This is a genomic window from Hippea maritima DSM 10411 (genome assembly GCF_000194135.1).
Lineage (GTDB): Bacteria > Campylobacterota_A > Desulfurellia > Desulfurellales > Hippeaceae > Hippea > Hippea maritima.
Map to the genome: position 1 here is coordinate 812,403 of NC_015318.1, position 15,295 is coordinate 827,697.

Sequence of the window (15,295 nt, forward strand, 5' to 3'; positions counted from 1 at the left end):
TTTTACGTTGAGTATTTGTATAGATCGCCAAAGCCAATCCCAAACATAGCAGCTCTTCTTCCAGCCTCTTTCCATGGGCTTCCGCCTGAGCATGTTTCAACAAACCTCTGATATTGATTCCTTAACTCTTGTTCTCTTAGGTATTCTTTGATTGCTGCAGCAGCCAATGCAGCTTCGGCTGATCCTTCCTTTGTGGGTTTCTCTGGCAACACCTCTTTATCAATGAAGTCTGTACTTATATCACCTTTTTTAAAACTTTCATTTCTTAATACTCTTTGATGGAATGGTATTGTTGTTTTAATACCTTTAACTACGAATTCGCCCAAAGCCCTTTGCATTCTATTTATAGCGCATTCCCTATCTACATCCCACACGATAAGCTTTGCAATGATTGGATCGTAATATAGTGGTACATTTCCTCTTGAATAAACACCGCTATCAACCCTAACGCCAGGACCTCCAGGTAGTCTGAGTCCTGTAATCTCACCCGGCGATGGCATGAAGTTGTTATCTGGGTCTTCTGCATAGATTCTACATTCTATAGCATGACCTACCTGTTTAATATCTTCCTGTTTAAATGGAATAGGCTTGCCTTCTGCTATTTCAATCTGAAGCTTAATGAGATCTATTCCTGTAACCATCTCTGTAACTGGGTGCTCAACCTGAATTCTTGTGTTTACCTCTAAGAAGTAGAAGTTCATATCCTTATCAACTAGAAACTCAACTGTTCCTACACTGTCGTAATTTGCAGCTTTCACAGCTTTTATTGCTGCCTCACCCATTTTATGCCTTACTTCGTCGTTTATAGCCATAGACGGGGATTCCTCTATAACTTTTTGATGTCTTCTTTGGATAGAACATTCCCTTTCATAGAAGTGAACGGCGTTTCCATGCTTGTCTACAGCTATCTGAATCTCAACGTGTCTTGGTTTAACTATAGCTTTCTCTATATACATCCTATCATCACCAAAAGCACTTAAGGCCTCACCTTTGGCTAAATCATAAACTTCTTTAAATTCCTCAGCTGAATTAATAAGCCTCATTCCCTTGCCGCCACCACCTGCGGAGGCTTTAAACATTATAGGGTAACCGACCTCTTCGGCTACTTTCAGCGCCTCTTCCAAGCTTTCTACAGGATCTTTTGTTCCAGGAACAACAGGAACACCAGCCTCTATCATTTTTTGGCGTGATCTTGTTTTATCACCGAGTATGTACATAGATTCCGTATTAGGTCCTATAAATGTTATGCCTGCAGCTTCACATGCCTTAACAAATTCGGAGTTTTCAGCCAAAAAACCATACCCTGGATGCACAGCATCACACCCTGATTTGATGGCAACTTCCATTATTTTATCTATTCTTAAATAGGAGTCTGCAGGGGCTGGAGGTCCTATAAAATAAGCCTCATCAGCATATCTAACATGTAACGCATCCCTATCTGCCTCAGAATAGACAGCAACTGTTTCTATTCCCATTTTCCTACAGGCGCGCATAACCCTAATGGCTATCTCACCCCTGTTGGCCACTAAAACCTTTTTAAAGTTTTTTACAGTCATTATTTGCCTCCCTTATTTATAGAGGAATATTTCCATGTTTCTTCTGAGGATTGGATTCCCTCTTATTCTTTGTTAGTTCTAATGCCTGGATAAGTTTCAATCTTGTATCAGCAGGATCGATAATCTCGTCAATATAACCAAGACCTGCAGCTACATAAGGATTGGCGAATTTATCTCTATACATTTTAACCAGTTCAGCCTTCTTGGCAACAGGATCTTCAGCCTCTGCCAAATCTTTTCTGTAAAGTATGTTAACAGCACCATCAGGACCCATAACAGCAATTTCTGCTATCGGGTATGCATAGTTTACATCAGCTCTAAAATGCTTTGATGCCATAACATCATAGGCACCGCCGTATGCTTTTCTAACAATAAGTGTAATTTTTGGAACTGTGGCCTCAGCATAAGCATAAAGCAGCTTTGCTCCGTGAACGATAACGCCGTTATGCTCCTGAGCAACACCCGGCATATATCCCGGTTGGTCTTCAAGTGTAACTATTGGTATATTGAAAGCATCACAGAATCTTATGAATCTGGCAGCTTTTATTGCAGCCTTGTAATCTAAGGCACCGGCAAAGAACATAGGCTGATTAGCAACGATTCCAACGCTTCTTCCGCCAAGCCTTGCAAAGCCAATGATCATGTTCTTTGCATAGTTTTCTTGAATCTCAAAGAAATACCCATCATCAACAATCTTTTTAATTAAATCTTTCATATTATAAGGCTTGTTCGGATCTGAAGGAACCAAGTCGTATATAGATTCATCCCTTCTATTTGCCGGATCATCTGTTGGCTTAAATGGAGGATCTTCCATATTATTCTGAGGTATAAACTGCAGCAATTCCCTAACTAACATCAATGCATCTTCATCGTTTTCTGCTGCAAAATGGGCAACATTTGTTTTACTTGTATGAACATCAGCACCACCAAGATCTTCTTTTGTTATCTTCTCACCTGTAACTGCTTCAATTACATCAGGTCCTGTAATAAACATAAAGCTTGTATTTTTAACCATTATGGTAAAGTCTGTAACGGCTGGAGAATAAACAGCTCCACCAGCAGTTGGACCCATTATTACCGAAATCTGAGGAATAACACCGGAGAAGAGAACGTTTCTTAAAAATATATCAGCATAACCGGCTAAAGATTCAACACCTTCCTGAATTCTTGCGCCGCCTGAATCGTTCAAACCAATGACAGGAGCTCCTGTTTTTGCAGCTAAATCCATAATCTTGCAAATCTTCTTCGCATGTGCGCCTGATAAAGAACCACCAAATACGGTAAAATCTTGACTGAATACATAAACAAGCCTTCCATCTATCGTTCCATATCCTGTAACTACACTATCGCCCAAGATTTTTTGCTTTTCCATACCAAAATCAGTACATCGATGGGTAACAAACTTATCAAACTCAACGAAGCTTCCCTCATCAAGCAGCAACTTAATTCTTTCTCTAGCGGTTAATTTCCCTTGTGCATGTTGCTTTTCAATCCTTTTTTCACCACCGCCTAATTCTGCTTGAGCTTCTAACTTTTTGAGCTCTTCCAACTTATCGCGCATTGTATAACCTCCTCTAACCTATTTTCAGCCAAACTATACAAAAAATTAAATAAAATGTCAATTATGTAGTTTTTATTAATTTTATAACAAAAATTTCTAAATATAGAAACAAATAAAGACAATTTTACTCAAAATTTAAATTAGCTTTAACTTAAACCTTTAGCTTTTTAACAATAGATGTTAAAATTTAAATTGATTATTTCATTGTTTAAAATATTGAAAATTTAACTTCATCAGTCCGAATTCTTTTGAAAAATTCTGCTATTTTTTTTATTATTTTGCGGATAGAACTAATCGGAGGTTGAAATGCAGAGAGATGTTTTTAGAGAATATGATATAAGGGGTATCTGGGAAAGGGATATAGATAAAGAATTCTGCTTCCTTCTTGGTAGAGCTTTTGGTATTTATCTGAAGGAAAACTTGAAAAAACCAAGCGGCATTATAAGCATAGGTTACGATGCTAGGTTGTCTTCAAAGGATATACTTAAATCTTTAAGTGATGGGTTGAGTTGTGAAAATATAGATATTATCAATATAGGTCTTGTGCCAACTCCCGTTCAATATTTTTCTTTGTTTAATTTGGATATTGATGGCGGTATTATGATAACAGCATCCCACAACCCTAAAGAATACAACGGTTTTAAACTGTCATTGAAAAAAGAGACGTTGTTTGGGGCTGAGATTCAAAGAATAGCTGACATAATGGAGAAGTTGGGTTCTGCCTGTGATATAAGGGCAGGCAGGGTAAAGCAGGCTGATGTACTTTCGGAGTATAAGAAATTTATGCTTGATCAATTTGGATATTTGAAGGATTACAATAGCAAACCAAAGATAGCCCTGGATGGTGGAAATGGAACAGCCGGATTTGTGGGCTATGATATATTTAAAGAGTTGGGATATGAGGTTGAAGGGTTGTTTATCGAACCGGATGGCAACTTTCCCAACCACCACCCAGACCCAACCGTTGAGAAGAATTTAACCGACTTGCGCAGGGTTATAAAAGAGAAAAATATAGATGTGGGCATAGGTTATGATGGCGATGGAGATAGGATTGGAGTTGTTTTGAAGGATGGTTCGATTTTATGGGGTGATCAGTTATTGCTTTTGTTTGCCCAGCATATAGCAAAAAAGAGGACAGATGTTAAGGTTGTGGCTGATGTTAAGTGTTCCGATGTGATTTTTCAAAAGATGAAGGAGTGTGGTGCAAAACCTATTATGTATAAAACAGGTCATTCCTTAATAAAGTCAAAAATGAAACAGGAAGGTGCAATCTTAGCTGGTGAGATGAGCGGCCATATATTCATAGGTGATAGGTATTTTGGGTATGATGATGCAATTTATGTGTCCTTAAGGCTTGTTGAGATCTTAACCACAGAAGGTATTGATTTAGTTCAGTGGAAAGAGAGTCTTCCCAAAGTTTATAACACACCTGAGATAAGGATTGACTGCCCCGATGAGAAAAAAACACAAGTTATCACTAAAATAAAATCGTATTTGAACAGAAATAAAGATAAAATTGGAATTTTAGAGATAAACACGATAGATGGGGTTAGGTTCAAAACCGATTACGGCTGGGGGTTGGTTAGAGCCAGCAATACCCAACCAGCGTTGGTGATGAGGTTTGAAGCAAGTTCTGAGGAGAAGCTGAAAGAGTTAAAGGATAAAATCATTAACACTGTTAAGGGGTTTATAAATGAGTAATTTTGAGCAGATAGAAAAAAAGATTGAAGCTGGAGAACCTATAGATTTTGAAGATGCAAGGTTTATACTATCATCATACGATTTGATAAGAATAGGCAAAATAGCACGCTCTATAAAACTGAAAAAAACCTCCAAAAAGGTCTACTTTGTATTTAATAAGCATATCAACTATACAAACCTATGTATATCTAAATGCAAATTCTGTGCGTTTTATAGGCTCGGCGATGAAGAGGATGCCTATACAATGGAGATCGATGAGATAATCGACGAGATTGCAAAGATGCCTGATGGTATAAAAGAGGTTCACATAGTAGGCGGATTGCATCCCTCAAAGCCGTTTTCCTATTACCTAAATATGGTTTCTGCAATAAAGAGGAATTTTCCTTCGGTTAATGTCAAGGCGTTTACGGCTGTTGAGATAGATTACTTCTCCAAGCTATCAGGTTTGGATTATGAAGGTGTTTTAAAGGAATTGAAAAAGGCAGGGCTTGATTCCATGCCTGGCGGAGGGGCTGAGGTTTTCTCAGAGAGGGTTAGAAAAAAGCTATATCCCAACAAGATCCCTTATGAAAAATGGGCTGAGGTACACGCAATAGCCCATAGATTAAATATTCCGACCAATGCAACACTGCTTTTTGGTCATATAGAAACGGATGATGAAATAATTGACCATCTATTTAAGCTTAGAAAACTACAACAGGAGCATCCGGGCTTTTTGTGTTTTATACCATTAAGTTTTCATCCGGCAAATACGCCGCTTGAGGGCAAGATCCAGAAGGTTGATGCAGTTAAAGAGTTAAAGGTTTTAGCTCTATCAAGAATAATCCTTGATAATTTTCCACACATAAAGGCTTACTGGGTAATGCTATCTCCCAAAATTGGTCAGATCGGCCTGCATTTCGGCGCAGATGATATAGATGGAACCATAGGCCAGGAAAGGGTGACCCATGCAGCAGGCGCAAAAAGCCCGTTAGGCCTTGCAAGGGATAATATGGTGGAGATGATAAAAAATGCCGGTTTTATTCCGGTTGAGCGCGACGCTTTATATAACGAGATTGAGGTGTATGACTAATGGAAAAAATTTATGAAAAAATAAGGAATTTTGAAAGAATAAATAAAGAGGAGGGCGTTAGGCTTTTAAAGGAGGGAGATTTTTTAATTTTAGGCGAACTTGCGAGTACGATTAGATTTAAAAAGCACCCGGAAAACATAGTAACCTTTATACTTGATACGAATATAAACTATACCAACATCTGCTATGTTGGCTGCTCTTTCTGTGCTTTTTATAGAAAAAAGACCGATCCTGATGCATATACGCTCAGCATTGATGATCTGATTAAAAAGATAGAGGAAGCAGAGAGTAAGGGGATTGAGACGGCGTTGATTCAGGGTGGCTTAAACCCTGAGCTTCCATATTCGTATTACATAGAGATGGTTAAGGAGCTATCAAAAAGCAGGGTTCATGTGCATGCGTTTTCACCGCCTGAGATAGACCTGATGTGCAAAATATCCAGAAAAAGTGTTGATGAGGTGTTTGAGGATTTGAAAAATGCCGGGCTAACTACGATGCCTGGTGGTGGGGCTGAGATACTTACAGAAAGGGTAAGAAACAGGATATCACCCAAGAAAATCAATACCAACAGGTGGCTTGAGATTATGGAAACGGCTCATAGGCATGGCATAAAGACAACAGCTACAATGATGTTTGGTCATATAGAAACAGAAGAAGATATTATAGAACACTTGGACAGGATAAGGTCTGTTCAGGATAAAACCTCTGGATTCAGTGCATTTATAGCATGGGATTTCAAAAAGGAGAACAACGAGCTTGGAAAGATTATAAATAGAACGGTAAGCGGCATAGACTATTTAAAGATAGTCGCCATCTCAAGGATATATCTTGACAATTTTAACAACATACAGGCAAGTTGGGCTTCTCAAGGTAAGGATGTTGGCGAGGTGGCTTTACACTTTGGTGCAAACGATATGGGCAGTATGCTTGTTGAGGAGAATGTAATGAGGCAGGCTGGTTTTAGAGCGTTAGCAAGTGTTGAAGAGATTGCCGATATCATAAAAAAAGCAGGCTTTAAACCAGCCTTGAGGAGCACCGATTACCGGATAGTAAAATATTTGTAAGGTTTTCAAATTAAATTTACGCTTGAAAATGCAACTGAAATGTGTTATTTATTTAACCGCAAAAGAGAAGCGGAGGAGTGGCCGAGTCTGGCTTAAGGCGGCGGTCTTGAAAACCGCTGAGCTCGCAAGGGCTCCGTGGGTTCGAATCCTACCTCCTCCGCCATTTCCTGTTTTTTGGAGAGGTGGCCGAGCTGGCTGAAGGCGCTCGCCTGCTAAGCGAGTGTGTGGGCTAAAACCTGCACCGAGGGTTCGAATCCCTCCCTCTCCGCCAATTGGTATTCTGGGGGGAATTTAAAAGGGCACGCCAGCCGATTTTCCCTTCAAAGTGGAATTTTTTACCTTTTAAAATAAAGTTCGAGCCGATATTTTTTAGAAATGTTCGAATTTGAGAATTGTCGCTCTGCGACAATAGAATTTTGGCTTGGCTACTAGCTAAAATCATTTCTTTCATTGGTTCGAGCCAATTATTTCCTGCTTGTTCAAAATCTTTAATCTTCTGTTGAATTTCCAGTTTTTCATTAAGGAGTTTCTGTTTTTTAGCTTGATATTCCTCCGGTTCAATGCCTTTGCCCTCAATATAAAGATCAAGCAATCTGTCCATTTTCTTTTCAATTGCCGCCTTTTGATCTAAAAGATTTTGAACAAGTGATTTTGTTTCTTGTTTGGCCTGCTCCTTCTCTTTCTCAATTTCTGCCAACATCTTCTCTGCCCATTCATCAGGCAAGGAAACTTTTTGAATTATTGCTTTTAGCTGTTCAACAAGTTTTTCTTCCCTCAAATACTTTTCATTGCATTTTTGCTTTTTCTTGGTGCAACGGTAATAAATATGTCCCTTTTGAATTTCAGCAGTAATCATGCAACCGCAATTTCCGCAACGCATAAGTCCAGAAAAAGCAAAGTTATGTTTTCTTTTCCGCTTTCTCTTGCCTCTGTTATTCATTACCTGTTGAACAGCATCAAAAAGTTTCTTGGAAATAATTGGCTCGTGGCTTCCATCGTACATTTTGCCATTAAACCTAAAGACACCATAGTAAAATGGATTTTTAAGCATTCGCTGGACACAGGAAACAGAAAGCACCTTGCCTTTGTAGCTTCGTAGCCCTGCGTCTTTTAAAATTTTGGCAATTGCTTTTAGAGTGTATTCTCCAGTTGCGTATAATTCAAACGCTTTTCTGATAAGCGGTGCTTTCTCTGGATCAATATCTATGCCTTTTGTCTTATGGTTGTTAAGATATCCAAGAGGGGCAAAGCTGGGCCAAATGCCTTTTCGTAGTTTTGCTCTGTGTCCTCGTTTAATGTTTTCTGAAAGATTATCTATGTAATATTTGCTTTGCCCAAAGGCAATGTTCAACATAAACTTGCCTTGTGGCGTATTATCAAACCAAAAAGTAGGGAATTTTAAATCTTTAAGTTTTCCTGTGTCCAGCAGATAGATAATCCTTCCGCCATCAATGGAATTTCTTGCCAATCTATCAGGATGCCAAGCCAAAATTCCTTGGGCTTCGCCCTTTTCAATTCTGTCTAACATTTCGCCGAACACAGTTCGGCCAGGTTCTTTGGCAGTTTTTGCCTCGCAAAGCGAGGCGACGATTTCAAGTTTTTCTTTGGCGGCAAATTCTTTTAGCTCAGCAAGCTGAGCTTCAATTGATAAAACCTGTCTTTCTTCGCTGTCTGTTGATTTTCTGGCATAAATGAAATATTTCATAGTTTTACCTTAAGAATAGATTTCGGAAAAGCCCGCTTTTGGCCTGCGTGCTTCGCACGCAAAGGTAAAAAATATTTGAAGGGAAAATCGGCTGGCGTGCCCTTTTAAATTCCCCCCAGAATACCAATTGGCGGAGTCTGTTCGAAAAAATTCGAACCGATTTCGCCCAAAACCGATAAAACTCGCGGGGCGGGCGGCATTCCCCTTGAGACCTCGCCCTTTAAGCCCGCCCCGCGGAAGGCGACCTTTTCGGATTGAAAAACTGCCAAAGAACCTGAAAAAATATCGGCTCGAACTTTATTTTGGCCAAAAGCGGGCTTTTTCTCATCTTTGACTTGTAAAAATTTGCTTGCTTTCATTATATTTGTTAGTATAATAATGAAAGAAGAAAATATCAACAATTTTATGGTGGCAAAATATGGAAAATAATCAAGGCAATAAATTAGGGAAGAAGATCAAAAAATTAAGAACTGGTCTTGGGTTATCTCAAGACGAACTTGCCCGTAAAGCTGATGTGCCTTATACGACTTTAACAAAAATCGAAACAGGCGTTATTAAAAAGCCCTCGGTGTATGTGGTAGCGAAAATTGCGAAGGCGTTAAATATAACAATCGAGGAATTAATAAATTCAAAATAAGCAATATGAATATCGCACACAAAATAATGTCATCATTTTTAGATAAAAAAGAAGAATTTAATAATAAATTCGCAAATAAAGACACATTTACCTCATTCATACCTGTACATCTTGAATTTAATAAAGAGTTTCCAATTAAAAACTCGAAAGGAGAACCTAATGAAGAATTTTATAAATGGCAGTTCTTTTATGCATTAGTTAATTCTGGTCTTTATTCGAAGGATTATTTAGGTTGTGAAGTTTACTTGCCTAAAGGAAATAAAAATTCTGCACCAATTAAATTAGATGGCGCTATTTTTGATGATAAAAATTGGTTTGAGATATACAAAAGATTTTGGGACGAAAGAAAACAGGACGATTTAGATTGGTTAAGAAAACACTTAGTAGGAGTAATAGAATTCAAGAAAGAGAATAGTAAAGATATTGAAACTGTTTTTAACCAACAATTAAAAGCGTATATGAAAGAGTCTGAAGCCGATTTCTGTATAGGGTTTTTATATGATACAGAAAGGCTTTATATTTTCCAAAAGAAGAATGGTAAAATACTGAGATATGATGAATCTTATAATCAAAAAGGTGAAAAAAGTACAACTAAAGATTTATCGTTACATTTGACTGACCCATATTCTAATATTCCTTCGTTTGAAGAGCTTATTAATCAAGTCAATAAACCATTAGAAATAGACAGAACAAGTAGAACTATAAATGATCTTGGAAAGATTTCTGGCGTGCATTCTACCCAGCTTAATGATGCAATGTCCAACATTTTGAGAACAATGGACAAAGTAAGCATGGTTAATCAAAAAGGTTACGAGTTACTTATACAGATTCTTGCTTTAAAGATATTTGATGAAAAAAGAAATGAAAAAAATAACAGGGAAAAATTAAAATTCTACATAACAAATAAGGAAGCTAATTATTCAAATCTAAATGATGAAAAAATAGAACCCTTCTTAAAAAGAATGCAAAAATTATTCGAAGATGCCCAAAGCACATACTACACTATTTTAAAAGAACAGAAAATAAATCTTAGAAATAATGCACATGTGAAAATATTAGTAGAAACCGTAAAGCAATTTCAGGATTTCTCTTTTGTAAAATCACATAAAACAGATTTATATCAATTAATATTTTATCGTTTTGCAAGCGCCTTTTCAAAAGAACAAAAAGGGCAATTTATCACACCTTTACCTTTAATTGATTTTTTAGTTGAGATAGTAAATCCAAGAAACGGGGAAACCGTAATCGATCCTACTGCAGGAGTTGCAGACTTTTTATCGGTTTCTTATGTGAATTCAAATAGTAAATTGGATGATAATAACATTTATGGAGTCGATAATGATGAACAAATGGTTATGCTTGCTCAGTTGAATATGCTTCTTAATGGAGACGGAAACGCTAAGTTATATTATATTCCTGATAAAGGTTCAATAACCCATAAAATATCCATTAAAAATGAGCCAGTAGAATTGATTCCTGATTTACATAGTAAGGGGAATTGGGATAATTGGAGAGATGATACTAAGTTGCTGAAGTTTGATGTTGTGTTAACAAATCCTCCATTTGGAGAAGATAGGAAATGGGAACCAAAAACAACAGAAGAAAAAAAATTAGCTGAACTTTATGAATTATGGCATATTGCAAGAGCCGGGAATTGGATAGACTTAGGGCTTGTCTTTTTGGAGAATGCATACAGAATCTTAAAAGAAAATGGAAGGTTGGGAATCGTTTTATCAAATTCTATTGCTTCTATTGACAGATGGGAAAAAGCAAGAAAATGGTTAATTGATAAAATGAGAATTGTTGCTTTGTTTGATTTACCCGCAAATGTTTTTGCAGATACAGGAGTTAATACTACTTTGATAGTTGCTTATAAACCAAATCCTAAAGAACTAAAAAGATTGAAAGAACAAAATTATGAGGTTTTTGTTAAAGATATTCAAAAAGTAGGTTATGAAGTAAAAACAAAAAAAAGAGTAAAATACTTTGAGCCAATTTACAAAATAGATAAAGAAACTTTTGAAGTTGTACAAGATGAGGAAGGAAGGCCTGTTTTAGATGAGGAATTTACACAAACCATTAAGGAATTTAGAGAATGGGCTCTTACTCAAGAGGAAACATTAAAAGATTTGTTTCTAAAAGAGAAGTAACATGACATCCTATGTTGTTGTTCCAAAAACTTTAAACATAAGTGAAATTGAAAATAAAGGTTTTGCGTTATCTCCCTCATTGTTTAGAAGAGTGGAGATTAAGAATCAAAATGTTAAAACGGTAAGCGGATTACTAACGCAAGAACCAATAGCAGGTAAAGAAGTTGGTTCAAATTCTTATATTGATATTGAAACAGGGTATAAGTTTATTAGAACAAAAGCTTTTACACCGTATAGTTTCTTGCCAGATTTAAGTATTAATGGAAGTTTTGAATATTTAAGACCTAAAGATTTTGAAAATGCTAAAGGCAAAAATAGTCAAAGAATTATTAAAGAAGGAGATATTTTATTTGTTACAGGAGGCAATGTCGGTGAAGTTGTTATTGCGGATGAAATTTTAGATAATTCAATACCATCATCACATATTCTCAAATTATTTTTTGACAACAAAATTAAATACTATATCTTGGCATTTTTAAAAAATGAATTTTGTAAAATTCAATCTAATTTCGGACCTATAGGTGCAATAGGAGGTTTAGATACTTTTGACAAAGACACTTTACTAAGTATTTCTATTCCCTTTCCAAATCAAAAAAATTCAGACGAAGTAATAGAGTATGTAGAACTTTTAACAAAAGCAATCATAAACAAAGAAAAAGAAATCAGAAGAAAGCATAAATTAATTCTTGAAAAGATAGAAAAAGAACTTTTAGAAAATCAAAAGCCAAATAAATTTGAGTATAAATTGCCAGATATCCTAGAGATTGAAAAAGTAGGAAGATTAGATACGAAGCTTTATAAAAGGAATTTTAAATATTACGAGTTTTTAATTCAAAATTATAAAGGTGGTTTTTTCTATTTAGAAGAATCGGATCTAAGAGGTGGCTCAACACCTAAGCAAAATGAGAGGATTTTTGGTAAAGGCGAGTTTACTTGGGTAACTCCAACATTCATATCTAAATATGGTTATTTAGATAATATAGAAAAAATAGCTATAAAAAGTAAAAAAAACAACATCAAAAGAAATTGTTTAATATTAATAAATAGAGGAAACAAAGAAGATTTGATAAGAGGTTTTTATTATGATTATAAAGATTTAGGAGAGGGTCACCATAATCAAGGATGTTACAGGATAGAAAATGGGAATTATAATTTGATTTTTTTGACAGCTTTGCTTAATTCTCAATTTTATAGAAATTTTGTTTCTAATTTATCTGTTGGTTCTAAAATGCCAGAAATCAAAATATCTCAAATTATTAACATTCCTTTCCCAAACTTCCCAGAATCAAAACAAAAAGAAATTGCTGAGCTTTATTATAATCCTGTTGATTATCCTACTGACTTAAATCTTAATAATTTCTTGGAAGAAGATTCTAAATGGAATGAAAAAGCAGGGATTTTACAACTTGATTTGTCCGCTAAGAAATTAAAAGAAAGATTAAATGAAGTAATATATCAAATTGTAATGGATGAAGAGATTAGTATTCATTTTAACTTTACACTTTAACCTATGAAAACCTTTAAAGATTTAGCTTACGAAATATTAAAGGAAGCTGGAAAGCCCTTGCACAGCCGAGAGATTACTAGACGAGCTTTAAAGCTGGGGCTTGCCCGCCTGTTGTTGATATTAACCGCTTAGGCGAAAAATCTCCTTTTATTAAAGCAGCACCCTCTACTTTTGCCATAAACCCAAACTACAAAGAGCCGCAAACGAAAAAAGGAGCTAAAGAAGAAAAAGAAAACAAAATTACTATTTCGCCCAATGTTTCTACTAAACAAAAAGGCGATATTGCCGAAGCGCGTATTGCCGAGCTTGTTAGTTTGTATGGAGAAACGACCCTTTCTTGTTATAAGCCAATTTCTGATGATGAAGGGATTGATTTGATCGTTAAAGAAAAAGGAAGCTTAAAAACAATGTTTTTGCAAATAAAAAGCCGCTTTGGCGATGATCCAAAAAGCATTTACACCGCAACCGTGAAGGCGAGCACTGTTTTTGAACATTATTCTATGGCATTAGTTTTTTGCTTTTTTGATACTTCAGAGGGCGATTTGTGGGATTATCTTTGGTTTGTGCCGGCGCCGGATTTTATAAAACTTGCCAATAGGCTGGAAGGGGGCAAGCGGTTTGGTTTTGTAGCCGGCAGGGGCAAAAAAGACAGCAACAAATGGGATGAATACTTAATAGACAAAAAAGAATTATCCAATGCTATTTTAAAACAAATGCAAAGAATCTAAGAATTTGTCGCCAAGCTCGGCGAAGCCGAGCAATACGCCCTTGGCGGATTAGAAAAACTTGAAATCGGGAAGTCCAAAGGTCGCGCCTTCCTCGGGGCGGGCTTAAAGGGCGAGGTCTCAAGGGGAATGCCTCCCGCCCCGCGAGTTTTATCGGTTTTGGGCGAAATCGGTTCGAATTTTTTCGAACAGACTCCGCCATTCAACCCTTCTTGAATTAATAAAAGGCTTCTGATAGAATTCAACCAATAACCATCAAGGAAAAAATATGGCAAGTGGTTTCTTTGCTCTGCTTGATGATATATCCACACTTATGGACGATATTGCATCAGCCACAAAAATAGCAACAAAGAACACCGTCAGTCTGCTGGGTGATGATGTGGCTGTAAATGCCAAAAAGGCTTCAGGTTTTGATTCCTCAAAAGAAATACCCATTCTTATTGCTATAATAAAAGGTTCTTTGATAAATAAGGCAATACTTTTGCCGATAGTTTTTATTTTAGAAATTCTGGCAGAATGGCTTATAGTTCCTATACTTCTATTGGGCGGGATTTATATATCCTATGAGGCGTTTGAGAAGGTTTATGAGTTTGTTTTCACAAAAAAACACAAAAAAGAACAAAATAAAGAGCTTACGGATAAGGAGAAAATAAGGTCTGCTATAAAAACCGATTTTATTTTATCTATTGAAATTGTTGTTATGGCTATAAGCAGCGTTTTAGGAAAGCCGCTGTATATCCAAATACCTACCGTTGCTGTAGTTTCAGTTGTTGCCACTGCTGGTGTATATGGTTTTGTGGCTTTGATAGTTAGAATGGACGACATCGGCATAAAACTGATACAGTTAAGCGATAAAAAGGGTAGGTTTCTAAGAAGTATAGGTATTGCCCTTATAGAGGCTATGCCGTATGTTGTAAAAATACTATCGGTAGTTGGAACGCTGGCTATGTTTTTGGTCTGCGGCGGTATATATATGCATAAACTTGAGTTTATTCACCATTTATTGGATATGTTTGAAATAAATATACCCATCCTTATAATCGAGATGATGGTGGGTTTTATTGTGGGCGGTTTTTCATTCATGATAAAGGAAGGACTTGTAAAATTTGCAGGCCTGATTTTGAAAAGCTAAAGGGGGTTTTATGAAGGTTTTAATGGTTGACATTGACAAATGCACGGGTTGTAGGGCTTGTGAGTATGCGTGCTCTTTTGCCCACAATGGAGATTTTAACCCCTTAAATTCAAGGATTCATATCAGCGAGTTTTTAGATGATTTTGTCTTCGTTCCTACCTATTGCACCCAGTGTAATGAGGCCTATTGTGTGGATGTGTGCCCAACCAAAGCCTTAGGCAGATCTCAAAGTGGCATTGTTGAACTTGATTATAATAAATGCATAGGCTGTAAGCAGTGCGTGATAGCCTGTCCGTGGGGCAACATTAAGTTAAGCAGCGATTCAAAGAGGGTTATCAAATGCGATCTATGCGGGGGCGATCCTAAATGTGTAAAGGTTTGTCATGCGGGAGCGCTTGAATTTGTGGATGTGGAGGATGCCGTTTTGGATAAACAGATAAGGGCTGCAGCAAACCTTAAAAGAACAGCCATGGTGGGGGTGTGAT

14 protein-coding genes and 2 tRNA genes are annotated in these 15,295 nt (G+C 36.7%); 12 read left to right on the plus strand and 4 right to left on the minus strand.

The genetic code is table 11. The features are described 5' to 3' along the window. Nucleotides 1–2 precede the first annotated feature (2 nt). The gene (gene accC / locus HIPMA_RS04220) at nt 3–1,556 is read right to left on the minus strand and encodes an acetyl-CoA carboxylase biotin carboxylase subunit (RefSeq protein ID WP_013681833.1); all 1,554 of its coding nucleotides are present in this window, start codon (nt 1,554–1,556) and stop codon (nt 3–5) included. A 16-nt stretch (nt 1,557–1,572) separates the two neighbouring features. Next, nucleotides 1,573–3,117: an acyl-CoA carboxylase subunit beta gene (locus tag HIPMA_RS04225; protein WP_013681834.1), complete on the minus strand. Its 1,545-nt coding sequence runs from the start codon at nt 3,115–3,117 to the stop codon at nt 1,573–1,575. A 306-nt stretch (nt 3,118–3,423) separates the two neighbouring features. Between HIPMA_RS04225 and HIPMA_RS04230 the strand changes: the two genes are divergently transcribed. The 5 genes from HIPMA_RS04230 to HIPMA_RS04250 all read left to right on the plus strand — a co-directional run bounded on the left by HIPMA_RS04230 (nt 3,424) and on the right by HIPMA_RS04250 (nt 7,225). Beyond that, the gene (locus HIPMA_RS04230; RefSeq protein WP_013681835.1) at nt 3,424–4,818 is read left to right on the plus strand and encodes a phosphomannomutase/phosphoglucomutase; all 1,395 of its coding nucleotides are present in this window, start codon (nt 3,424–3,426) and stop codon (nt 4,816–4,818) included. Further along, complete coding sequence (mqnE, locus tag HIPMA_RS04235; RefSeq protein WP_013681836.1) at nt 4,811–5,890, plus strand: aminofutalosine synthase MqnE; 1,080 nt, start codon at nt 4,811–4,813, stop codon at nt 5,888–5,890. The genes HIPMA_RS04230 and mqnE overlap by 8 nt, the downstream gene beginning before the upstream one ends. After that, the gene (mqnC, locus tag HIPMA_RS04240) at nt 5,890–6,954 is read left to right on the plus strand and encodes a cyclic dehypoxanthinyl futalosine synthase (protein ID WP_013681837.1); all 1,065 of its coding nucleotides are present in this window, start codon (nt 5,890–5,892) and stop codon (nt 6,952–6,954) included. Before mqnE ends, mqnC begins: the two co-directional genes overlap by 1 nt. Nucleotides 6,955–7,025: 71 nt before the next feature. Beyond that, nucleotides 7,026–7,117: transfer RNA gene (locus HIPMA_RS04245), tRNA-Ser, on the plus strand. A gap of 13 nt (nt 7,118–7,130) precedes the next feature. Further along, nucleotides 7,131–7,225: transfer RNA gene (locus HIPMA_RS04250), tRNA-Ser, on the plus strand. Here the strand turns inward: HIPMA_RS04250 and HIPMA_RS09395 are convergent. Beyond that, a complete protein-coding gene (locus HIPMA_RS09395; RefSeq protein ID WP_013681838.1) occupies nt 7,184–8,659 on the minus strand; it encodes a recombinase family protein in 1,476 nt (491 codons plus the stop codon). The genes HIPMA_RS04250 and HIPMA_RS09395 overlap by 42 nt on opposite strands. A gap of 104 nt (nt 8,660–8,763) precedes the next feature. Then, nucleotides 8,764–9,018, minus strand: a complete 255-nt coding sequence (locus HIPMA_RS04260) for a hypothetical protein (protein WP_041323969.1) — start codon at nt 9,016–9,018, stop codon at nt 8,764–8,766. Nucleotides 9,019–9,077: 59 nt separating this feature from the next. On the opposite strand from HIPMA_RS04260, the gene HIPMA_RS04265 reads away from it, so the two are divergent. The 7 genes from HIPMA_RS04265 (at nt 9,078) to HIPMA_RS04290 (ending at nt 15,294) form a co-directional block, all read left to right on the plus strand. After that, nucleotides 9,078–9,296, plus strand: coding sequence for a helix-turn-helix domain-containing protein (locus HIPMA_RS04265; RefSeq protein WP_013681839.1), 219 nt, complete (start codon nt 9,078–9,080; stop codon nt 9,294–9,296). Between the two features lie 5 nt (nt 9,297–9,301). Beyond that, nucleotides 9,302–11,446: an HsdM family class I SAM-dependent methyltransferase gene (locus HIPMA_RS04270; protein ID WP_013681840.1), complete on the plus strand. Its 2,145-nt coding sequence runs from the start codon at nt 9,302–9,304 to the stop codon at nt 11,444–11,446. A gap of 1 nt (nt 11,447) precedes the next feature. Then, nucleotides 11,448–12,953 carry a restriction endonuclease subunit S gene (locus tag HIPMA_RS04275; RefSeq protein ID WP_013681841.1) on the plus strand — a complete coding sequence of 502 codons (1,506 nt, stop codon included), beginning with the start codon at nt 11,448–11,450 and terminating at the stop codon, nt 12,951–12,953. 3 nt (nt 12,954–12,956) lie between these two features. Next, nucleotides 12,957–13,085: an HTH domain-containing protein gene (locus HIPMA_RS09870; protein ID WP_218915364.1), complete on the plus strand. Its 129-nt coding sequence runs from the start codon at nt 12,957–12,959 to the stop codon at nt 13,083–13,085. A 242-nt stretch (nt 13,086–13,327) separates the two neighbouring features. Continuing rightward, complete coding sequence (locus HIPMA_RS09635; protein ID WP_218915365.1) at nt 13,328–13,681, plus strand: hypothetical protein; 354 nt, start codon at nt 13,328–13,330, stop codon at nt 13,679–13,681. A gap of 265 nt (nt 13,682–13,946) precedes the next feature. Beyond that, on the plus strand, nt 13,947–14,810 hold the full coding sequence (locus HIPMA_RS04285) for a DUF808 family protein (RefSeq protein WP_013681843.1): 864 nt from the start codon (nt 13,947–13,949) through the stop codon (nt 14,808–14,810). A 10-nt stretch (nt 14,811–14,820) separates the two neighbouring features. Continuing rightward, on the plus strand, nt 14,821–15,294 hold the full coding sequence (locus HIPMA_RS04290; RefSeq protein ID WP_013681844.1) for a 4Fe-4S dicluster domain-containing protein: 474 nt from the start codon (nt 14,821–14,823) through the stop codon (nt 15,292–15,294). Nucleotide 15,295 lies beyond the last annotated feature (1 nt).